Origin of the sequence: Steroidobacter flavus, from assembly GCF_042651805.1 — a bacterium.
Lineage (GTDB): Bacteria > Pseudomonadota > Gammaproteobacteria > Steroidobacterales > Steroidobacteraceae > Steroidobacter > Steroidobacter flavus.
In genome coordinates this window covers 2,480,063-2,501,433 of record NZ_JBHSDU010000015.1, presented here as the reverse complement: position 1 = coordinate 2,501,433, position 21,371 = coordinate 2,480,063, and the positions used below count along the sequence as shown (strand labels likewise).

The following is a 21,371-nucleotide window of genomic DNA, read 5'->3' as shown; positions in this document are numbered from 1 at the left end:
CCGCTACACGCCCCCTCTCTTGCCCCGCTTTTCCGCCAGTTTCGCACGATGTTCGGCTTCGAGGCGCGCGAGGCGTTCGTTGCGGGCGTGGAAGCGGGCGCGGGCGGCGTCGGCGGTGAGGTGAGCGTCGAGCTCGCGAGCGAGCAGGGGCTTGGCTTCGCGGAAGCGTTCGGCGAGCGGGATCTGGCTCGGGCACACGTAATCGCAGCAGCCGCATTCGATGCAATCGAGCAGGCCGTGACGGGTGAGCTGATCGCTGTCGAACGGTTGCAGGTACCAGTGCAGCTGCTGAGGGAGCAGGAAAGCGGGGCACACTTGCGAGCAGTTGCCACAGCGAATGCAGGGCATCTCGGCGCCACGCGGCTGCAAGTCGAGCGCGGAGGCTGCGATGATGCAATTGGTTGCTTTCACGACCGGTAGATCGTCGTGAGGCAGCGAGGTGCCCATCATCGAGCCCCCCATGATCAACCGCGACATGCGCTCGGTGTAACCGCCGCTGTTGGCGATGAGACTGGAGAAGGGTGTGCCGATGCGCGTTTCCCAGTTGCCGGCCTCGCTCACGCCGTCACCCGTGACGGTCACGATGCGACTCACCAACGGTTGCCCATCGCGAATCCATCGAGCGATGGCGGCGGCCGTGCCGACGTTTTGACAGACGATGCCGATGTCCGCGGGGAAGCCATCGTGAGGGACTTCAACGCCGAACACGGTGGCGATCAGTTGTCGTTCGCCACCGGCGGGATAAATGGCAGGTACCACTTTGATTCGAATCCGGGCATCGGCGGCTTTCTCGATGGCCTGGCGTAATGCGGCCTGCGCTTCTGGAACATCGTCTTCGATCGCGATCGTGCAGTTCGGTGCGCAAAGGGCGTGGAGCAACGCTCGTGCGCCGAACACGATGTCGTCGGCACGCTCGCGCATCAGCATTTCGTCGCAGCTGATGTACGGCTCGCACTCGGCGCCATTGAGCAAGAGCTGCGGGCCGTTCTCGCACAACGAGCTCTCGAGCTTGTTCGCGGTAGGAAACGCGGCGCCGCCGAGGCCGACGATGCCGCCGCGTGCGATGTGCTCGCAGGCTTCGGTCGGCGATATCTGTTCGAACGAAACAATGGCGGCGGCATTGTCGAATCGCTCGTCGCGGCCGTCGTTGGCGATCATGATGCTGAGCGTCGGCGCGCCAAGCCGATGCGGCGCCGGTCGAGGCTCGATGGCAATGACTTCGCCAGACACAGGCGAATGTAACCACGCACTGATGCCAGGCGCGGGCTGTGCGATCGGTTGAAACATTCGAACGCGGTCGCCAGCTTTCACCAACGGCAGGGCCGGCAAGCCCGAGTGTTGATCGAGCGGAATCACATAGCGATCGGTCAGGCTCGCCGCGCGAATCGGTGCTTTAGTGGAGCGCTGTTTGTGCGCTTCGATGCGCAGACCGCCGGTGAGTCGTTCCTTCGTGGTCATCGCGCGGGCGCCGGCTGCATCACGATGCAATCGACCGGGCAGGGCGGGATGCACAGCTCACATCCCGTGCAGTCCGCGGCGATCACTGTGTGCATATAACGAGACGCGCCGACGATGGCATCGACGGGGCAGGCTTGAATGCACTTGGTGCAGCCGATGCAGGCGTCTTCTTCGATGAAGGCGACCGCGGGATAGTCGGGCACCACGCCGAATTCCTTGCCGACTGGCTTGGGCGATACGCCCATCAGACTCGCCAACGCTTTCGCTGTGCGCTCGCCGCCGGGCGGGCATTGATTGATATCGGCTGCGCCCTGCGCAATCGCTTCGGCGTACGGGCGGCAACCTTCGAACGTGCAGCGACGACATTGAGTCTGCGGCAGCAGAGCATCGATGCGATCGACCAAGGAGATTTCTTTGGGCGCGCCACGCGTGACAACAGTCGCCACGCCCGCCAGCGCGGCGAGAACGATGACTGTGATGAGCGCGGTGATCATTCCTGAATCAGCCCGGTGAACCCCATGAACGCCAGCGCCATGATGCCGACACTGACCAGTGCGAGCGGCGCGTCCCGAAACACACTCGGCACCTCGGCATGTTGCAATCGTTCGTGCATGGCTGCGAACGCCAGCATCAAAAAGCCCAGGGCTGCCGCCATCGCGATGGAGAATGACACGGCATCGACGATGTTCTGCATCCGTGCGTCCACCATCAGGGCGATGCCGAGCACGGCGGAGTTGGTGGTCACGAGTAGCGTGAAGCCGGGACGTTGTGGTTGCAGGCGGCCGTCGCGTCGTAGCGCGAATTCAACCAAGGGCACGACCGCCACGGCGACAACGACGAATACAAACGTTCGCAAGTAGCCGAGCCCGCTCGGGTCCAGCAGCCAATTCGACAAGGCCCAGGTGATTGTGGCGACGGACGGCACGGCGAGCAACGACGCGATCGCCAATCCCTGCGCGCCCTTGAAGGTGCCCGTGACGGCCTCGAAGGGCCGCCACGAGGGCATGCGCGTCAGCGCCATCACGTTGACCAGGACGGCGCTGAGCAGGATGAGCAAGAGCGCTGACATGGTTTCAGCGAAGCCGCCGCGTTGCTATTTCACCTTCATGCCTGCGGTCGCGCCGCTGTCGGGCGCGAGCAGGAAGATATCTTTGCCGCCCGGGCCCGCGGCCAGCACCATTCCCTCGGACGTGCCAAAGCGCATCTTGCGCGGCTTCAGGTTCACCAGGACCAGCGTGAAGCGACCGACCAGTTGCTCGGGCGCGTACGCCGAGCGAATGCCTGAGAACACGGTGCGCTGACTGTCGCCCACGTCGAGCGTGAGCTTCAGCAACTTGTCCGAGCCCTCGACGCCTTCGGCCGCCAGGACCTTGGCGATGCGCAGGTCGATCTTGGCGAAATCCTCGATGGCGATTTCACCTACGGGCTCATCGGCCGCGGCTTTTGTTTCAGCCTTGGCGGGCGTCTTGGACGCGACTGTCGTGGCTTTCCCGGCCGGCTTCACTTCCGGCTCGCCCGTGTCGAACAGCGCCGCCAGCTGTTTCTCATCGACGCGCTGGAGCAAATGTTCGTACTGACCGATCTCATGACCCGCGGGCAGCCACTGATGCTGACCCCAGCGCATCTGCTCGTCGGTGAGGCGCAGGAAGCCTTGCACCTTGCGCGCCGTCTCCGGCAGCACTGGCGCGAGCAGCACGGTGAGATACCAGAAGAAGTTCAGGCTGGTCGAACAGACCTGATGCAGGCGCTGTTCTTCGCCCGGCACCTTCGCCAGTTCCCACGGCTTGGCCGAGTCGATGTATTGATTCACGCGGTCGAGCAGCGTGCCGATCTCGCGCATCGCCTTGCCGAACTCGCGGCCTTCATACAGCTCGCCGATGCGATTCCAGCAGTCGCTGTCGCTGACGAAGTCCTGCTGCAATTGTTGAGCCGCCGGATCGAGCGCGCTGAGCTTGCCGCCAAATCGTTTGGTGATGAATCCGGCGCAGCGGCTGGCAATATTCACGTACTTGCCGACCAGGTCCGAGTTCACACGCGCGACGAAGTCTTCGGGATTGAACTCGATATCTTCGACGTACGCGTTGAGCTTGGCGGCGAGGTAATAACGCAGCCACTCAGGATTCATGCCGAGGTCCAGATAGCGCACCGGGCTCAAGCCCGTGCCGCGCGACTTCGACATCTTCGCGCCGCCGATCTGGATGAAGCCGTGCACGTAGACGTTGTCCGGAATCTTGCGGCCCGCGAACTTCAGCATCGCCGGCCAGAACAACGTATGGAAATAGATGATGTCCTTGCCGATGAAATGAATCTGCCGGACGTCATCCGCGGTAATGAATTCCTCGAAGGTGCGCGACTCGCCGTTGACCTTCGCCTTGCCCGTCGTGAAGTAGTTCTTCAATGACGCGAGATAGCCGACCGGCGCGTCCAGCCACACATAGAAATATTTGCCCGGCGCATCGGGAATCGGAATGCCGAAGTAGGGCGCGTCACGCGAGATGTCCCAGTCGCCGAGCTCCTGTTCGCCCTTGCCGCTCAGCCATTCGCTCGCCTTGTTTGCGACCGAGGGTTGCAAGCGCTGGGTCCAATCCTTGAGGAACTCGACGCAGCGCGGGTCGGACAGCTTGAAAAAGAAATGATCCGACGACTTGCGCACCGGCGTGGCGCCGGACAGCGTCGAGTAGGGATTGATCAGGTCGGTCGGCGCGTACACGGAGCTGCAGTTTTCGCAGGCGTCGCCGTACTGATCCTTGGCGTGGCAGTTCGGGCACTCGCCTTTGATGTAACGATCGGCCAGGAACATGTTCTTCACCGGATCGAAGAACTGCTCGACCGGCTTGTGATAGATCAGATCGTTCGCTTTCAGCGCGCGGTAGATCTCCTGGGACAGCTCGGTGTTCTCTTGTGAGTGGGTCGAGTGCCAGTTGTCGAAGCTCAGCAGGAAGCCGTTCAGCGAGCGCGGGCGGCCAGCGGCGATGCGCCCGACCAGCTCCTCCGGCGTGATGCCTTCGGCTTCGGCCTTGAGCATGATGGGAGCGCCGTGCGCGTCGTCCGCGCCCATCCAGTGGACCTTGTGCCCCTGCAAGCGCTGGAACCGCACCCAGATATCGGCCTGGATGTACTCCATGATGTGACCGATGTGGAACGGTCCATTGGCGTACGGCAGGGCGGTCGTGACGAAATAATTACGAGGTGCGGCAGTCATTTAGGCGCGGTCAGGCGGCGGCAAAGGACGGAAATTATGCCACGGAAGGCGGCAGGCGACGCGTCGCCTTCGCTACGCGGTAACACCGTGATTTTTGAATGGTGCCGCCCTGGCCCGGAAACAAGCCTCGCGTGGGGAATAGCAGGGCCGCTTGATGGTGCTGCCGGGTGCGGAAACAGCTTTGGTTGGTGAAAGGAGCGTTGTTTGAAGGTGCGGCTGGTCCGGAATGCGCGGGCGCCGGAGGCGCCGCGCAGGAAAGCGGAGAAATAGACCGTGGCTGGGAGGGGCCGCCGGGGCGGCGTCAGCCCACGTCCTTGAATTGCTCGAACTTCGCCTTGTTGATGGCCTTCTGGTAGGCGTGCTTGCCGCTGATGATGGCTTTGTCGAGCAGATCCTGGATGGCGGTGTCCATCAGTCGCATGCCGTGGGCGGCGCCGCTTTGCATGGCGTTTTCGAGCTGGTCGAGCTTGCCCTGGCGGATCAGGTTGGCCACGGCCGGGGTGTTCACCAGGATTTCGTGGGCGGCGACGCGGCCGGGCTTGCCGGCCCGGGGAATCAGCTGCTGAGAGATCACGCCTCGGAGCGACGTTGAGAGCATCGCTCGTACGTGCGACTGCTTATCCGCGGGGAACGCATTCACGATGCGGTCGACCGTCGGCGCGGCGCCGTTGGTGTGCAGGGTGCCCATCACCAGAATGCCCATCTCGGCGGCGGTCACCGCGATGCTCATCGTTTCGTAGTCGCGCAACTCGCCGACCAGAATCACGTCGGGATCTTCACGCAACGCCGAGTGCAGCGCTTCGGAGAACGACGGGCTGTGCGTGCCGATCTCGCGCTGGCTCACCAGGCAGTTCTTGCGTTGATGCACGAATTCGATCGGGTCTTCGATGGTCAGGATGTGACCTTTCCAGCGCGCGTTCATGTCGTCGATCATCGCGGCCAGCGTGGTCGACTTGCCCGAGCCGGTCTTGCCGGTCACCAGGATCAGGCCGTTGTTCACTTTGCACAGATTGCGGATCGCGTCCGGCACGTTGAGCTGATCCAGCGTCAACGCCTTGGACGGAATGGCCCGGCACACGCAGCCCAAGCCATACAAATGCCGCATGACGTTGACGCGAAAGCGCGAGACGCCGGGAATGATGTAGGCGAAGTCGGCGCCATGTTTCTCTTCCAGGCGCATCTGCGCGGCGCGCGGCATGATCTCGCGCAATGTTTCTTCCACGAACTGCGGCGTCAGCGGCTCGGGCCGCAGGTTGTGCAGTTCGCCATACAAACGAATGCGCGGCGGGTCGCCAGCGATGAAGTGCAGGTCCGAGCCGTTCTTGCTCAGCACTTCCTTGAGAAACTCATCGATCTTACGCGGCACATACGTGCTCTGCGTGGCGGCGACTTGGCTGGGTTCAGTGCTCATAAATCAGCCCGGGGCCAGGTCGAGCTTGGGCAATACGCTGGTGTCGGTGACGAAGCGCGCGAACAGTTTCTTGTCGTTCGCGTACACATAGGCGTCGTCGGGATCGATTTCCTTAGCCTGCACATTGGCGAGCAGCGACTGATCGAGCATCTGCATGCCCAAGTCTTTGCCCATCTGCAGCTGCGAGGGAATCTGGTGGGTCTGATCGGTCTGGATCAACTTACCGATCGCGCGCGTGACGACCATGATTTCGCAGATCGCCTTGCGGCCGCGTTGATCGGCGGTTTTCACCAGCACCTGCGTGACGACGGCGATCAGGCTGTTCGCAAGGAACGCCTTGGTCTGTTCGCGCTCGTCGGCGGGCAAGGCGTCGACGACGCGGTCGATGGTCTTCACCGCGCCGGTCGTATGCAGCGTGCCGAGCACCAGGTGGCCGGTTTCAGCGGCGGTCATGGCCCAGCGGATCGTCTCGGCATCGCGCAACTCGCCGACCAGGATCACGTCGGGATCTTCACGCATGGCCGCGCGCACGCCTTCGGAGAACGACGGCAGGTGCGTGTTCAGCTCGCGCTGGATGACCTGACTTTGTTTGCTCTTGTGCACGAACTCGATCGGATCTTCCAGGCTGATGATGTTCAGCCGGCGGGTCGAGTTCAGGTAATCGATCATGGCCGCGAGCGTGGTCGACTTGCCCGTGCCGGTGGAGCCGGTGACCAGGATCATGCCCTGGTGGTTGTCGCACAGCTTCTTGACGATGGGCGGCAGCGCCAGCCGATCAATGGTCGGCACGTCGGACGGAATGGCTCGGAACGTCGCGCCCACCCCGGTTTCCTTGCGGAACACGTTGACGCGGAAACGGCCGCCGTTGCCCGAGACGTACGAGAAGTCCACGTCGTGCCCCCGGCGCAGTTGCTCCTGATGGGCGCGACTCATGATTTCGACGATGTAGCCTTCCAGCTCGGCCTGGCTCAGGTCGCGGAATTTGATCGGCAACAGGTCGCCATGCATTCGCAACATGGGCGGCAGGCCGACCGCGAAATGAATGTCCGAGCACCCTTGATCGGTGCCGAGCTTGAGAAAGGCGTCTATTCGGGCCATGCAAAGAACTTGAGGTCCGTGGCGGGCGGGAGCCTACCGTGTAAAGGCGGGTCGCCGCCACTGAGATTCTGACCAACGGGCCGCGGTGGGCGATCAATGGTCGGGAACGCGCCGTCAAAAACCTGGCGCGCGATCAGGGAATTGCTCAGGCGAGCGCTTGTTCCAGCGCCAGGCGCAGCTCGTCCATGCTCTGGAAGCGCTTGGTCTTGTCCACCGCCATGGCCTTGCTGACCAGCTCGGAAAGCGGGCGGGGCAGCTGCGGGTTGACCTCGATGGCCGACTTCGCCTTGCCCTGCACGTGCTGGTACATGACCGACATGTGGTCGCCGCGGCTGTAAGGCGGCACGCCGGTGATCATCTCGTACAGGATCACGCCGACGCTGTAGATATCGGCGCGGTCGTCGACCTTCTTGCCGAGGATCTGCTCGGGCGCCATGTACTTCGGCGAGCCGATCACATAGCCGGTCTTGGTGAGCTGCGTGTCGCCTTCCTTCTGCGCGGCGGCCACGCCGAAGTCCACGATCTTGAGCAGCCCTTCGTTGTTGATCAGGATATTTGCGGGCTTCAAGTCACGATGCACGATGCCGGCGTGGTGGGCGACGGTCATGCCGGTGCAAATGTCGATGCCGTACTGAATCGCGCGCGGCAGCGCCAGCGGCTTCTCGTTGACGATTTCGCTGCCCAGCGTATGCGACGGGAAGTACTCCATGGAAATGGCGTAGTTGCCGCGCATGTACAGGAAGTCATAGATGCGGATGACGTTCTTGTGCGTGATCTTGCGCGAGTAGCGCAGCTCGTGCACGAACCGTTTCATCATCTCTTCGTCCTGCGCCACGTTCGGGTTCAGGAACTTCAGAATCAGCCGCTCCTCGACCACCGTGTCTTCCATCAGCAGCACGGTGCCGAACGCGCCCTTGCCGATCTTCTCGATGAACTTGTAGCGACCTTCCATGATGTCGCCGGGCTTGAGCGTGCTGATGTCGAGCTTGGCGGTGGCCGCGGCCGATTCCTCGGCTTTCTTGATCACCTGATCGACGTCGCCGCGCTCGATGAGCAGCGTGCGCGCCGGTTCCGCGCCCATGGTCCGGCCAGGCGGTCGGGCCGGCTCGGCACCGGTGCGGCCCGCCTTGATGGCTGCGGCCACGGCCGTGCTGGAGTAACGCAGATCGATATCTTCGATCGCACGGATTGCCGCGTGCTCGATCGTCGGATCGGCGGCGTTGGAGCCCGCGGCCTGGATGTAACTGCGCACGGCATCGGCGCGCTTGTCATCCGCGAGCCGGGCGAGGGCGTTGATGGCCTCGACCTTGATCTCTTTTTCAGGCCGATCCAGCAAATGCACCAGCGACTCGATCACTCGCGTGTCGCCCAGCTTGCCGAGAGCGCGGGCGACGGTCGGCAGCGAACGGGTGTTGTCTGTTTTCAGCAGATCCATCAACGCCGGTACGGCTTTCTTGCTGCCGATTTCCGCCAGCGCATCGACGGCGCGCTCGCTGACCCACCAGTCCTTGTCCTTGGTGGCCTCGATCAGGAAGTTGATGGCGCGCTCATCCTTGGTCTGATTCAGGATCTCGATGGCGGCGCGGCGCACGTCTTCATCTTCATCGCGAATCAACTCGATGACCGCGTCGACGACGCGCGGGCCGCCGATCTTGCCGAGCGCGTCGGCGGCGCGGGTGCGCACCCACCAGTCGTCGTCCTTGATGACCTGGAGCAAATGTTTGATGTCGTTGGCGGTGCCCAGATGGTTCAGCACTTCCACGCCGGCGCGGCGGGCGTACTCGTTCTCGTCCTTGAGCACCTCGATGAGATATTTCATCGTGTCCGGATCTTTGGCGCGCACCACCACGTCGATGGCGCGGTTGGCGACTTCCAGGTCCGGGTCGCGCAGCAGCTGACAGATCGGTCCGATGTTGAGCGGGCCGTCCATCTTGGACAGCGCGTTCAGCGCCGCTTGCCGAATCATCTTATTCGGATCGCGCAGCTGAGTCTGAATGGCCTGCGACACTTCCGGCCGGTTGAAGCGGGCCAGGATGTTGATGATGTGGATGCGGGCGGCCGAGTCCTTGCCCTCGACGCGGCTGATCAGCTCGGGCAGCGCCGATTCGTCGGCCAGCTCTCCGACCAGCTTGAACAACGCCGCCTTCTCATTGGATTCCTGGCTGTAAGCATGTTGCAGCAGGTCGCGGACGGTGAAGCGGCCTTTCTGGCTGGCGATCACCTCGAGGATGGTCGGCTTGGGCATGTCGTCCCGGCCGAGCAGCTCGATCAGTTGGCTGGCGCTGTAGTCGCGGCTGGCGGCCAGCGCCTGGCCAATGGCCTGGATGGTGCGCGGACTGCCGTCGGCCAGGCCCTGCACCAGGATGGGAAAGCTCTTGTTGTCGATCAGCTGGGTCAGGATGTCGACATAAACCGCCGTTTCCTTGCGATCGGCGACCGCCAGCGCGTCCAGAATCTTGGGAATGGCGCCCGGCCCGATCTTGACGAGCTTCTGTAGCGCTTTTTGCGAGTCGGGATGCAGCGGGTCCCCAATCCCGCGGATCTCGACGATCAGGCGCTCGGCTCTGAGATCGGAAAAAAAACTCATCTAGAAGTCCGGTATCCGTTTCTTAGTAGGCGCAGCTGCCGTGCGCACTGCATATTGCCGCGCATTATGCCACGGCTGACGTGCAGCAAGTTCAGGTCGGGCATTTCCCCTCCAAAAGCCTCATTCCACCATCGGTCGAAAGCCTCACGGTCCGGCCCAGGCCCGGGGGCAATCCGCTACAATCCGCGACCCGCCGCCTTGCCCTGAACGGCTATTTCGATGAGCTCCAACACCACTGTGCACGAATCCGAGCTGCGCCAGCTACTGGGCGCGTACCAGGACCCCTATCTCGGTCTGACGCTGGAGCGCGCCGGCAGCCTCAAGACCGTTCAGGTCGCCAATGGCGACGCGGTCGTGGGCGTGGAGTTAGGCTTTCCGGCCGGCCGTTATGCGTTCGAGCTGGCCGCGGAGCTGGAGCGGCGGGCGCGGTCGCTGAGCTGGCTGAAACAGATCAAGGTCAATGTGAGTTCGCGCATTGCTTCGCACAGCGTGCAGAACAACCTGAAACCCATCCAGGGTATCCGAAATATTATCGTGGTGGCGTCCGGCAAGGGCGGCGTGGGCAAGTCCACGACCGCGGCGAACCTGGCGCTCGGGCTGGCCCATGATGGTGCAGCGGTCGGCTTGCTCGACGCCGACATCTACGGGCCGAGCCAGCCGCAGATGATGGGGCTGGCCGACGAAAAGCCCACCAGCCCGGATCAGAAAACCATGATCGCGCCCGAGGCTTACGGCCTCAAGGTGATGTCCATCGGGTTCCTGGTGGACGTCGAGCAGCCGATGGTCTGGCGCGGGCCCATGGTCACGCAGGCGCTGGTTCAGCTGCTCGAAACCACCCGGTGGGGCGAGCTGGACTATCTGGTCGTCGACATGCCGCCGGGCACCGGCGATACCCAACTCACGTTGTCCCAGCGCGTGCCGGTCAGCGGCGCGGTGATCGTGACCACGCCGCAGGACATTGCGCTGCTGGATGCCCGCAAGGGGCTGCGAATGTTTCAGAAGGTCGCGGTGCCGGTGCTGGGCGTGGTTGAGAACATGAGCACGCATGTGTGCTCGAACTGCGGCTTCGAGGAACATATCTTCGGCGCCGGCGGCGGCCGTCGCATGGCCGAACAATATGGCGTCGAGCTGCTGGCCGAGCTGCCGCTCGATATTCGAATTCGAGAGCAGGCCGATGGCGGTAAGCCGACCGTGGTTGCGGAGCCAGAGAGCAAGATAGGTCGTGCTTACATCGATCTCGCGCGTCGCACGGCCGCGCGCCTGGTGGTCGCCGGGTTGCAACCCGCGGCGGCGTTCCCCAACATTTCGACCGAAGATACCTGAGCTATTAATCAAACATGAGCATCAAGTCTGATCGCTGGATTCGTCGTATGGCCGCGCAGGGCATGATCGAGCCGTTCGAAGGCGGGCAGGTCCGGACCGCGAACGGCGGCAAGATCATTTCTTACGGCACTTCGAGCTACGGCTACGACGTGCGCTGCGCGAACGAGTTCAAGATCTTCACCAACATCAATTCGACCATCGTCGATCCGAAGGACTTCGACTCGAAGAGCTTCGTCGATGTGACGTCGGATGTTTGTATCATCCCGCCGAACTCCTTCGCGCTGGCCCGCACCGTCGAGTACTTCCGCATTCCGCGCAACGTGCTGACGATCTGCCTGGGCAAGTCCACCTATGCCCGCTGCGGCATCATCGTGAACGTCACCCCGCTTGAGCCCGAGTGGGAAGGTCACGTGACTCTCGAGTTCTCCAACACCACCACACTGCCCGCGAAGATCTACGCCAACGAAGGCGTGGCGCAGATGCTGTTCCTCGAATCCGACGAAGTCTGCGAGACCTCGTACAAGGATCGCGGCGGCAAATATCAGGGCCAGCAGGGCGTGACGTTGCCTCGGGCCTGAGCCACGCCCACCGCTCGGTCATTGCCTCCAATCATTCGGGGTGCCGCGGGCGGGGTCGGCACCGGCGATCTCGGAAGGAACATTCGAGTGAGCCAGGGTTTGCACCACTCGACCGCGGCCGACCATCGCGCCGGCGACTGCTGCGATCAGAGAAATCAGCATGGCAGCGAAGGTGATCCACGCGGCCTTGGTTGCTCCTTTCTGCGCCCGGTCCGCCATCGCCGGTAGTTGCGCGCGTGCGCGCTCCATCATCTGAGCCGTGCCTTGGCGCACGGCGGCGGCCGCGGCTTCCGGATTGTCCCTGGCGGCTTCCACTTGTCGCGACACCTCAGCGAGGCGGGCACGCACTTCCTGCTCGGGCATGCCGGTCGCGGCGGCTAAGGTGCTCGCGGTGCGCGGGTCATCGAGCCGCTGACGGATTTGCTGTACATCGCCGGCAGACAAGTCCTGCATGCCGGTTACGGTCGCGCCGATTGTCTGGCCGATGCCGCCAAACAAGCTGGATATTCCGCTCGCGACCAGCTGCACGCCGCTGCTTGCCAGCCACAGCACGACCAGAAAACTCAGCACCCACACCAGCGCGCCTTCGAACGCGCCGGCGGCGCGGTCGAACACCATCCCCAGCCGCGTCGCTGCCATTCCGCCTACAAACAGCGCGATCAACAGCGACAGGCCGCTCCACACCGCAGCGCCCGTACCGAGCGTGCCGGCCTGGGTCTGTCCTGGATTGACCGCCGAAACGCCGATCGCGAGGCCCAGCGCCGTAAGGAATAACAAGGTGCCCATGACGGTGAGCACCCCTGCCCAGATCCCGCCCCAGGAAATCTTGAACCCCGAGACCGGAACGACATCGAGATGTTCGTGAACTATGGTGGCCATGGCGTCATCTCCGCGAACGAATCTGCCTGCCCAATGGGCCGCAATCGAACAAGTTCCGCCGTGGGTGGCTAGGGCGCGCGGTGGCCGGATTGTTGCCAGCGGCCGGGATTCAGGATGACTTGGCCCGGGGCGGGGAATTTAACTAACAAAGGATAGCGACTGGGGACGGTGAATTCGTTCCTGGCGACGGGTTGCAGCTCGATGGCGGCGGTGCGTTTGAGGGCGAAGACGTCGCGAGGGCCGGTGGCTTGGGCGAAGAGTTTGTTGTCGCGTGTGGTGATGCGGAGTCTGGCGAATTCGCTGAAGGTGTACTCGCCGACGTAACGTTCCAGCTCGCGGGCCGAAAGTTTCAAGCGCGGGTTGGCCTTGGGCGCGGCGGGTTGCTCGGGGACGGAGGCGAGGATGGCATCCCACATCACATCGGCGGCGATGACGCCGATGTCCACCGGGGTGACGGTCGAGCCTTCCTTCTTTTCCAGCTCGCCGGTCGACACGGCATATAAAACATCGCCGTCGAATTCGGTGGCGAACGGCTGAATGCCGCGGGCCATGGACGTGTGGACTTGCACGGCGAGGCGGTTCAATTCCGCGTAGCTCATCTTTTGATTCACCACCAGCAGACTGATCGTGGTGTTGGCTCGCTGATCCTCATCGAGCGCATGGCCGGTCCAGCCGGGCTTGCGGCTGTCGGGCGTGCCGTCGGCGAGATCGAAGGCGGAAAGGTTCTTGGGCCACGAGGCCTCGCGGAAGCACGCAGCGATCGAGCCGTCGCGTTTTGTGATCACGCCCATCGCATTCACCACCGTGAACGCCGCGATCTTCAATTCACCGATTTGTTTGAACGCGCCGCCCTGGCCGGAGTGAGCGTTGCAATTGAAGTAGCCGCCGCTCTTCGCCATGCGTCCCGCACCGTACGCGCCGAGCGGAAACACGCCGGGGCGCGCGGCGCGGAAGGCGGCTTGGGCGAGTTTCTTGTCGGGATAAACTTCGTTGAGGCGTCGCTCGCCGAAGTCATAAATGATCGAGCCCACCGCCAACGCCACGTTACCCCAGCGCGCATCGCGCAAGCCGTCGTCTTTCAATGCGGTGGAAACCGCGGTGGTCGATTCCAGCCCGTACCACGAGCCGCCGGAGAGCACGATCGCGTCGAGCTTCGGCACTTCATAGCCGAGTCGCAGATAGTCGGAGTTCACCGTGCCCGGCCCGCCGCCGCGCGCGTCGATCGCAACCAGCGAGCGCTTCTGAAAATGAAACACGGTGACGCCGGTCGGGCCTTCATCGTACTCACCGGTGCCGACGCGAATGGTTGGCCAGTCGAACTCGAGCGTCTTGCCGGCGGCGTTGATGACCGGCGTCAGGTTCTGCTCGGCGGCCGCAAGGCTCGAATAGGAAGAGGTCACAGCCAGCAGTGCGAACAGAACTTCTTTTTTCATGGAATGCAGGCCTCCAACAGAGGCCTGCATTCAACCATGTCACGCCGGCGCGGGAGATGACATTGAGGTCACCACCGGTGCCGGCGCGACACCGCCGGTTACGGCGTCGGCCCGGAGAACTGCTGAATCGTCGGCGCCAGCTCCGCCTTCAGGTCGTCGAAGTACACAGTCTGGTTGTGACCGTACACTTCCCAGCCGTTGAACTGCGTCGGCTTGATGGCGGGATCGGCGAAGAACAGCGGAATCTCGGTGACATCCTGGACGCCCGCCTGCGCGAGGTCGTCGAAATGAACCGCGACCGGCGCGCCGCCCGCGCTCAGATTGCGCAGATAGACGGTGCCCAGACCGCCATTCGCCTGACTGTTGACCTCGAGCCGCACTTCATACCAGGTGTTGGCGGCGATCAGGTTCGCGTCGTTGGAAACAAACTTGATCTGTCCGGCGGACATGTTGAGGTGCACGCGCAAGGTGTTGGCGCCGCCGGTGAACTCGATGAACACGCCCTGGCGGTCGGCGTTGGGCACATTGCCCGGATTGTTCTCCAAGGCCGGGTCGACGCGACACAGCCCGAAGCCGGAACCGGCCACGGTGCCCGCGGAGCGCTCGCCGCTGAACATCTTCGCCGAGTAAACGACCCGATCCGTGGCGTCGAACGCGGCCGCGGCCTTCTTGAACCAGGTGGTCTTGTAGCTCGCGCCGTTGGCAGTGCGCGTCAACGACAGCGAAGTGTTGCCAGTCGGGCCCGGTCGCACTTCCCACTCGGTGCTGTTGCTGCCGTAGCCGAAGTTATTCATCGTCACGTTCGGCGTGTAGCTGTCGAATGTTTCATCGAGCGAGGGCGTGACCAGGTACTGCGACAGTAAGTGCGTGTTGTTGGGCAGCGGGGGCGACTGCGCCGGCAGTCCATCGGGCACGGGTTGACCCACGGCCGGCGTGAGCGGCACCGACGCCGTCGCGCCGCTGACATTGCTCGCCAGCACCAGAGTGCGACCGCCACGGCGAATGCCGGACCACTCGAGCCCGGTGGTCTTGTTGGTGTTGGTATTCAGCACGGTATTGGTGCCCGGGCGCGCGAAGAACCAGTTCAAGTCGTCCCAATGGCCCTTGAACTGCGCGACGTTCAGCTCGCCCAACGTCGAGCGGAACAGTCCATAAGTGTGCGCGCCGCGTAAGCGTGCGTGCTGCACGATGGCTCGATATTCGGAGATGGTCGGCTTGTCTTCCTCCGCGATCACGTAGTCGTTGTTCGGAATGAACGCCGAGAACACCGGCATCAACGTATCGCCGGGATACAGATTGCGGGCGGCATTGGAAAGGGACTCCAGCGGCGCCCAGAAGAACGCGCCGCGCAGCGTGGGCGTCGAGTTGAGGCCCCAGCCATTCCAGATGTGATAGCGGTAGTGCTGCGCGAAGTACGCGTTCGGATAAGCCTCCGGCATGGCGACGTTCAACGCGCGCACTCCGTTGGAGAGTTCGGTGTTATAGAACGTATCGACCGGCGTCCGATCGACGTAGGCGGGCGTGGCCTGGGTCAGCAGTTGCGTGCCGCCGTTGTAATTGAAGCCGATGATTTTGGCGTTCTTGATGTTCGCGCTGGGATGATTGCGGATCAGTTGGATGACGGCGCGCAGATTGGCGTTGTTCTGGAGCATGTTCTCCTGACGGTTCTGTTCCTTGTCAGGATTGGTGCTGCCGTGGAACTCGAAGTTCACCACCACGTAGTCGAGCTCGATGCCGCGCACGTCCATCCAGTCCAACAGCGTGGCCAGCGTGTCGCGATCTTCCCAGAGGTCCGTGCCGGGGGCTTTGCCGTCGAGCGGCGAGGTGAAGTTGCGCACCAGGATGGCGACGGGATCGCCATTGTTGTGGGCGGTCTGCAAAGGGTCGAGCCAGCCTGCGTCGTTCCACACGCCACTGTTGTTGCGTGGATACGCGACGTTGAGCATCGGGGTGACACCGGGAACGGCCGGCTCCGGGTGATTGTAGTGGCGATAGAGCCAATCGAAGATGGGCTCGGCCTGAGTGAGTGCCGGCGCTGACAACAACAAACTTCCGGCAAGAACAGCAGCGCATTGCTGCATCAACTTATGAGACTTGCGCATCGACGTCGATCCTTGAAAGCGGTCTTCATGACCGCGCGATCGACGCTAGGAACAATTCATGAACGCAAGGTGACGCGGGCGTGAAAAGCTTGCACCGGGCCGCTGCGGATCAGCGCTGTTCGAAGGACTGCAACACCATCACCGTCTCGACCTTGCCTTTGCGGACCTGCTCGGCGCGGACGGCAAGATATTCCATCTTGGGGACCATCCAGAAACGGGATTGACGATCCGAGTTCTGGCGCGTGCTCTCGTAAAGAACGGTATCGACCTTGCCGAGCTTGGTGTCCATCGACGATGTTTCTTTCTTGGCGTAGTCGTAGCGCTTGATCTTGTTGTTGTCGATCAAAGGAATGGTGCCGGGCTCCTCGCCTCGGAGCAGCGAGGTGACCACGTCGACGGTAATGGACAGCCGGTCCTGCAGGCCGGGCTCGAGCGGCAGTTCGATCTGCTTGCCTTCGACCACACCGGTCGCCACGTTGCGGTCCCAATCGAACTTTAGATGACCGTCCTTCTCGGTGCTGGACTTGCCGTCCTCGAAACTCCATTCGAGCGGGCGCACGCCGTCGGGACCGATCTCCATGATTGTTTTTTCCAATGCCGCGCTGCTGATGAAGAAGCGGGCGAGCATGGAAGGATCGGCGGTGGTCTCGTACGTATAACGGCCGGTCGCACCGTCCCGCGACAGCTTGAGCGTCAGCAGGCCGGCGCGCATGCCCCGATAACTGACTTCATAGACGGCAGTGAAGGGTTTGGGAACGATGGCCTCGGACCTCGCCGCAGTTGCGAGCAGCAGTGTCGCGATCAGAAACGGGGTCAACTGAGCCAGTCGCCGCATTCAATACCTCGTCAAGCGCTCGCGGATTGAATTACCGGAGCTTCCAACGGTCGGTCATCGAGCCAGGCGCGCTGCTCGCGGAGCTTGAGCCGGCCGCGGGCAAACCAGTCGATGGCCTGCGAATAGATCCTGTGTTCCTGCTGCTGAACTCGCGCTGAAAGGGTGCTTTCGCTGTCGCCAGGCAGGACTTTCACCTGCGATTGAATAACGAGCGGCCCCCCGTCAAGTTCCTCGGTGACGAAGTGCACGCTGCAGCCGTGCAGGACATCGCCCGCCTCGAGTGCCCGTCGATGGGTGTGCAAGCCGCGATATAGAGGCAGCAGCGAAGGATGAATGTTGAGGATGCGATCGGCGAAGGTCGCGATGAAGCCGGGGCTGAGAATGCGCATGAAGCCGGCCAGCACCACCAGCTCGGGCTCGAAGCTTTGTACTAGCGCAGCCAGCGCGACGTCATAAGTCGGCCGATCAGGGAACTCACGAGCCGACAGCGAACGAGTGGGAATATTCATTGCGGCGGCGGCGGCAAGGCCGGCCGCGTCGGCCTTGTCGCTGATGACAGCGCGAACTTCGACAGGAAGCTCGCCGTTCGCCGCGCGCTCCGCGATCGCGAGCATGTTACTGCCGCGACCGGAGATCAAAATGACGATGGGTAATTTTTGCTGCGGCGGGCTGCCGACGACGGCGGTCATCAGCTGCGAATGACCACGCCAGCGTCGCCACGACGCACTTCGCCGATCACGACCGGCTTCTCGCCATGTTCGGTGAGCGAGCGCATCGCCTTGTCCGCATGCTCGGCAGCCACGCACACCGTCATGCCGATACCGCAGTTGAACGTGCGATACATTTCGGCGGCGGGAATGCTGCCGGCCTTTTGCAACCAGTCGAATACCGCGGGCTGCTGCCAGGTTTGCGCGCTCAGCATCACTTCCAGGCCGTTCGGAATCACGCGAGGAATGTTTTCAGTGAGACCGCCGCCGGTGATGTGCGCGAAGCTGCGCACCGGCACGGTCTTCGCCAGTTCGAGCAGCGGCTTTACGTAGATGCGAGTCGGCGCGAGCAGTGCGTCATACAACAGGCCCCCGTCGATCTTGGTCGTCGGCGTGGCCTTCGCGGTCTTGATCAGCTTGCGGATCAGCGAATAGCCGTTGGAGTGCGGGCCCGAGGAGGGCAGGCCGATGATCACATCGCCGGGGCGGGTATTGCGGCCGTCGATGATGCCGTCCTTCTCGACGATGCCGACGCAGAAACCAGCGAGGTCGTAATCGCCTTCGGCATACATGCCCGGCATTTCTGCCGTCTCTCCGCCAATCAGCGCGGCGCCCGCCTGAATGCAGCCCTCGACGATGCCTTTGATCACGGTCTCGGCGACTTCGACGCTGAGCTTGCCGGTGGCGTAGTAATCCAGGAAGAACAGCGGCTCGGCGCCGCCGACGACGACGTCGTTGGCGCACATCGCGACCAGATCGATGCCGATGGTGGCGTGACGGCCGGTCTCGATGGCCAGGCGCAGCTTGGTGCCGACGCCGTCGGTGCCCGACACCAGCACCGGCTTCTTGTAGCGGTCCAGCGGGATCTCGAACAGTGCGCCGAAACCGCCCAGGCCGCCCAGCACCTCGGGGCGCATCGAGCGTTTGACCGCCGGCTTGATGCGCTCGACGAGTTCGTCGCCGGCTTCGATGTCGACGCCAGCGTCTTTGTAGGTGATCGGCTCGGAGGGTTGCATGGTCCGGAGGAATCGGTCGATGGGGGGTGTGTTATTTTACACGTCGGCGCTAGGCGATGGGACTCGCCGTTCAGTTGGGCTTTTTTTGAGGGATGAGGCTGCGAGAGATGAGTAGGACCAAGGCGTTGATCCGCTGGCTGTCATTGTGCATGGCATGGGCGCTGCTTGCGTCCGCAATGCCCGTGGGCGCGGTGACGATCGGCAATCTGTACGAAACCGACCAGCCGGTGCTGAACAACGCGCGGGAGGCGGCCTTCGTGGAGGCGCTGAAGACAGTGGTGGTGCGGGTCAGCGGCCAGCGGGACGCCCCGGCGAAGCTGGGCTCCGTGCTGAACGATCCGCGTAAATATGTCCAACGCTTCGGCTTCACCGAGAACAATGTTCTGCAGGTGGGCTTTGACAGCGTGTCGGTCGACAAGATGCTGCAGGATGCGGGCCTGCCGATCTGGGGCCGGGAGCGTCCTGCCATCCTGGTGCTGTTGAATGTCATCGATCCCAGCGGCTACAGCTACTGGATCAGCGGCGACCAGCCGAATACGCAAAAGGACCTGCTGGAAAAAGTCGCGCGCGATCGCGGCCTGCCGCTGAAGTGGCCGGCCGTCGCTCCGCAGGGCATCGATGAGGCGAACGCGCTTCAGGAAGCGGAACGCTACGGCGCCAACGCGGCGCTGCTCGGTCGCTCGCAAGGCGGCGGTGTGCGCTGGACGGTGGTGTCGAGCGAGGGCTCGTCACAAGCCAGCGGCGGCATGGACGAGGGCGTTCATCTGGCGGCCGACACGTTTGCTCGTGTGTTCGCCGCGTCGGGCTCGTCGCTCGGGAATGTGGTGGTCGAGGTGTCCGGTATCGGCGATCTCGACGCGTACGCCAGCACGCTGAATTATCTGGAAGGCATGACCTTGGTGCGCGCGGTCGCGTTGGAACAAGTGGCCGGCGACACCATGCGTTTCAAGCTCGCCGTGCGCGGGGACGCGGCCACATTGCGCCGGGCCATCGCGCTCGACAGTCGGCTGGTATCGCAGGACGAAGGCGCGGCTCCCACGGGCGAGCGTCTCTCGTTCCGATATCGCCCCTGAGCCTTTCCTGAAACAACAGGCGCGCGTCCATGCGGCACATTCCCAATGCACTGTGCATCTTGCGCATGCTGCTGGTCGTGCCCATCGCCTGGCTGCTGAACGCGGGCGAATATCAGCTCACGCTGTGGGTGTTCGCGCTCGCCGGGTTCACCGACGGGCTCGACGGCTTTCTCGCCAAGCGCTGCGGCTGGATGTCGGAGCTGGGCAAGGTGCTCGATCCGCTCGCCGACAAGATCCTGCTGGTCAGCGTGTTCATCATTCTGGCGGTGCTCGGCATCGTGCCTGTGTGGCTGGCCGCAACCGCCGTGATCCGCGATCTCACAATCACGGCGGGCGCGATCAGCTACAACGCGCTCTACGGCTATCCCCACGGTAATCCGACGGTCATCAGCAAAATAAACACGCTGTGCCAGATCGTGTATCTGCTGCTGGCAGTGGCGGCGAAGGCGGGCGACTGGCAGCCCGACATCGCCTTAATGATTCTGGGCGCGCTGGTGTTTGTGACCACCGTGGTGAGCGGTCTCGACTATGTCGTCACGTGGTCGCGTAAAGCGATCGACGCCAGTCGTCAGCAACGCGGGCTCGCAGGATGATTCAGTCGCCGCAGTTATCGCTGGGCATCCGACTGCCGGACAGCTCGGTGTTCGAAAGTTACTTCGCCGGTCGCAATCGACCGGTCGTCGACGCGCTGCTGGCTTTGCAGGGCGGCGAGCGACCTCGCGCTCCCACCTGCACGTGGATTCATGGCGCGACCGGCACTGGCAAAACACATCTATTGCAGGCGGTGTGTGCTCGCGCGAGTCGCGACGGGCGTACGGCCGCTTATCTGCCCCTGCCTGAAGTGATCAACCTCGGCGAGGAATTGCTGGCGGGATTCGGTGAGCTCTCCATTGTTTGTCTCGACGACGCGCAGGTGCTGGCCGGGCGAGAGCAATGGGAGCGCGCTTTGTTTCGTTTGCATGTCGAGCTGGACGAGCGCGGCGGCAAGTTGCTTGTCGCGGGCACGGTGCCCCCCGCTTCGTTGCCATTCAAGTTGCGCGACTTAGGATCGCGGCTGAACGGCGGGTTGGTGCTGACGTTGCAACCTTTGGAAGAGGCCGAGCAGATCGCAGCGTTGCAATTGCGGGCGCAGCTGCGCGGTTTGGAATTACCCGACGACACCGCGCAGTTCATGTTGCGACGACTGCCTCGCGACATGACTCATCTTTATGCCGTACTCGACGAGCTCGATGCGGCGTCGCTGGTGGCACAACGTCGCCTGACCGTGCCCTTTGTGAAAGAAGTGCTCGACCGGCGCGTCGATTCCTAAGTTTGTCCGCGCGTGAAGCGCAGATACGCGATCAACAAAACAAACAACAGAAAAGCGACCATCAAGCACAGCGCAGCCCAGATGCGTCCGGCGGGATTGGCCACAGCTTCGGTGATCGCCACGACCAGAAAAGGCGTGACCGCCAACGTCATCCACGCATAGGTGCGCCGATGACCTTGCAGCAGGCGCGGGAGCGCGATCAACAAAGGCAATGTCAGTACAACGATGAGTACGGCGTCGCCAACGGAAAACCCCGTTCGTACGCGCCAGGTCACCAGGGCCGCGATCAGGAGGGCGATGGTGGAGACGACCGCAAAGCGGGCTCGCGCGAGCATGGCTTCGTTGCTCAAGACGATGTGC

The 21,371-nt window shown here is 63.0% G+C and carries 19 protein-coding genes; 5 read left to right on the top strand and 14 right to left on the bottom strand.

Going from position 1 to position 21,371, the window contains the following annotated elements; genetic code table 11:
• Nucleotides 1–3: 3 nt before the first annotated feature.
• From rsxC to ACFPN2_RS37810, 7 genes are all read right to left on the bottom strand, one after another.
• Nucleotides 4–1,458: an electron transport complex subunit RsxC gene (gene rsxC / locus ACFPN2_RS37840; RefSeq protein WP_380606437.1), complete on the bottom strand. Its 1,455-nt coding sequence runs from the start codon at nucleotides 1,456–1,458 to the stop codon at nucleotides 4–6.
• Nucleotides 1,455–1,952 (bottom strand): RnfABCDGE type electron transport complex subunit B, encoded by a 498-nt coding sequence (locus ACFPN2_RS37835; protein WP_380606435.1) that lies wholly within the window; start codon nucleotides 1,950–1,952, stop codon nucleotides 1,455–1,457. Before ACFPN2_RS37835 ends, rsxC begins: the two co-directional genes overlap by 4 nt.
• A complete protein-coding gene (locus tag ACFPN2_RS37830; RefSeq protein ID WP_380606434.1) occupies nucleotides 1,949–2,527 on the bottom strand; it encodes an electron transport complex protein RnfA in 579 nt (192 codons plus the stop codon). Before ACFPN2_RS37830 ends, ACFPN2_RS37835 begins: the two co-directional genes overlap by 4 nt.
• Before the next feature lie 24 nt (nucleotides 2,528–2,551).
• Entirely contained in the window at nucleotides 2,552–4,660 is a 2,109-nt protein-coding gene (gene metG, locus ACFPN2_RS37825) for a methionine--tRNA ligase (protein WP_380606432.1), read from the bottom strand.
• A 301-nt stretch (nucleotides 4,661–4,961) separates the two neighbouring features.
• Nucleotides 4,962–6,071, bottom strand: a complete 1,110-nt coding sequence (locus ACFPN2_RS37820) for a type IV pilus twitching motility protein PilT (protein ID WP_380606430.1) — start codon at nucleotides 6,069–6,071, stop codon at nucleotides 4,962–4,964.
• Between the two features lie 3 nt (nucleotides 6,072–6,074).
• Nucleotides 6,075–7,169, bottom strand: a complete 1,095-nt coding sequence (locus ACFPN2_RS37815; protein ID WP_380606428.1) for a type IV pilus twitching motility protein PilT — start codon at nucleotides 7,167–7,169, stop codon at nucleotides 6,075–6,077.
• Nucleotides 7,170–7,314: 145 nt separating this feature from the next.
• Entirely contained in the window at nucleotides 7,315–9,756 is a 2,442-nt protein-coding gene (locus ACFPN2_RS37810; RefSeq protein WP_380606426.1) for a HEAT repeat domain-containing protein, read from the bottom strand.
• Nucleotides 9,757–9,975: 219 nt separating this feature from the next.
• On the opposite strand from ACFPN2_RS37810, the gene apbC reads away from it, so the two are divergent.
• Both apbC and dcd read left to right on the top strand, forming a co-directional pair.
• Nucleotides 9,976–11,079 (top strand): iron-sulfur cluster carrier protein ApbC, encoded by a 1,104-nt coding sequence (apbC, locus tag ACFPN2_RS37805; RefSeq protein ID WP_380606424.1) that lies wholly within the window; start codon nucleotides 9,976–9,978, stop codon nucleotides 11,077–11,079.
• A gap of 14 nt (nucleotides 11,080–11,093) precedes the next feature.
• The gene (gene dcd / locus ACFPN2_RS37800) at nucleotides 11,094–11,657 is read left to right on the top strand and encodes a dCTP deaminase (protein ID WP_380606422.1); all 564 of its coding nucleotides are present in this window, start codon (nucleotides 11,094–11,096) and stop codon (nucleotides 11,655–11,657) included.
• Nucleotides 11,658–11,675: 18 nt separating this feature from the next.
• Here dcd and ACFPN2_RS37795 read toward each other — a convergent pair whose 3' ends face one another.
• The 6 genes from ACFPN2_RS37795 to purM all read right to left on the bottom strand — a co-directional run bounded on the left by ACFPN2_RS37795 (nucleotide 11,676) and on the right by purM (nucleotide 18,629).
• Nucleotides 11,676–12,536 carry an MCP four helix bundle domain-containing protein gene (locus tag ACFPN2_RS37795; protein WP_380606420.1) on the bottom strand — a complete coding sequence of 287 codons (861 nt, stop codon included), beginning with the start codon at nucleotides 12,534–12,536 and terminating at the stop codon, nucleotides 11,676–11,678.
• A gap of 68 nt (nucleotides 12,537–12,604) precedes the next feature.
• Nucleotides 12,605–13,969 carry a P1 family peptidase gene (locus ACFPN2_RS37790; protein ID WP_380606418.1) on the bottom strand — a complete coding sequence of 455 codons (1,365 nt, stop codon included), beginning with the start codon at nucleotides 13,967–13,969 and terminating at the stop codon, nucleotides 12,605–12,607.
• A 98-nt stretch (nucleotides 13,970–14,067) separates the two neighbouring features.
• Nucleotides 14,068–16,071 carry a hypothetical protein gene (locus tag ACFPN2_RS37785; protein ID WP_380606416.1) on the bottom strand — a complete coding sequence of 668 codons (2,004 nt, stop codon included), beginning with the start codon at nucleotides 16,069–16,071 and terminating at the stop codon, nucleotides 14,068–14,070.
• Between the two features lie 109 nt (nucleotides 16,072–16,180).
• On the bottom strand, nucleotides 16,181–16,906 hold the full coding sequence (locus tag ACFPN2_RS37780) for a DUF3108 domain-containing protein (protein ID WP_380606414.1): 726 nt from the start codon (nucleotides 16,904–16,906) through the stop codon (nucleotides 16,181–16,183).
• Between the two features lie 11 nt (nucleotides 16,907–16,917).
• The gene (purN, locus tag ACFPN2_RS37775) at nucleotides 16,918–17,595 is read right to left on the bottom strand and encodes a phosphoribosylglycinamide formyltransferase (protein ID WP_380606412.1); all 678 of its coding nucleotides are present in this window, start codon (nucleotides 17,593–17,595) and stop codon (nucleotides 16,918–16,920) included.
• Entirely contained in the window at nucleotides 17,595–18,629 is a 1,035-nt protein-coding gene (purM, locus tag ACFPN2_RS37770) for a phosphoribosylformylglycinamidine cyclo-ligase (RefSeq protein ID WP_380606410.1), read from the bottom strand. Before purM ends, purN begins: the two co-directional genes overlap by 1 nt.
• Nucleotides 18,630–18,736: 107 nt before the next feature.
• Here purM and ACFPN2_RS37765 point away from each other — a divergent pair, with 107 nt between their 5' ends.
• The 3 genes from ACFPN2_RS37765 to hda are packed head-to-tail and all read left to right on the top strand — an operon-like array spanning nucleotide 18,737 to nucleotide 21,011.
• Complete coding sequence (locus ACFPN2_RS37765; RefSeq protein ID WP_380606408.1) at nucleotides 18,737–19,702, top strand: DUF2066 domain-containing protein; 966 nt, start codon at nucleotides 18,737–18,739, stop codon at nucleotides 19,700–19,702.
• A gap of 29 nt (nucleotides 19,703–19,731) precedes the next feature.
• Nucleotides 19,732–20,295 (top strand): CDP-alcohol phosphatidyltransferase family protein, encoded by a 564-nt coding sequence (locus ACFPN2_RS37760; protein ID WP_380606406.1) that lies wholly within the window; start codon nucleotides 19,732–19,734, stop codon nucleotides 20,293–20,295.
• Nucleotides 20,292–21,011, top strand: coding sequence for a DnaA regulatory inactivator Hda (gene hda, locus ACFPN2_RS37755; RefSeq protein ID WP_380606404.1), 720 nt, complete (start codon nucleotides 20,292–20,294; stop codon nucleotides 21,009–21,011). Before ACFPN2_RS37760 ends, hda begins: the two co-directional genes overlap by 4 nt.
• Here the strand turns inward: hda and ACFPN2_RS37750 are convergent.
• On the bottom strand, nucleotides 21,008–21,361 hold the full coding sequence (locus ACFPN2_RS37750; RefSeq protein WP_380606402.1) for a DUF2069 domain-containing protein: 354 nt from the start codon (nucleotides 21,359–21,361) through the stop codon (nucleotides 21,008–21,010). The genes hda and ACFPN2_RS37750 overlap by 4 nt on opposite strands.
• Nucleotides 21,362–21,371: the final 10 nt, after the last annotated feature.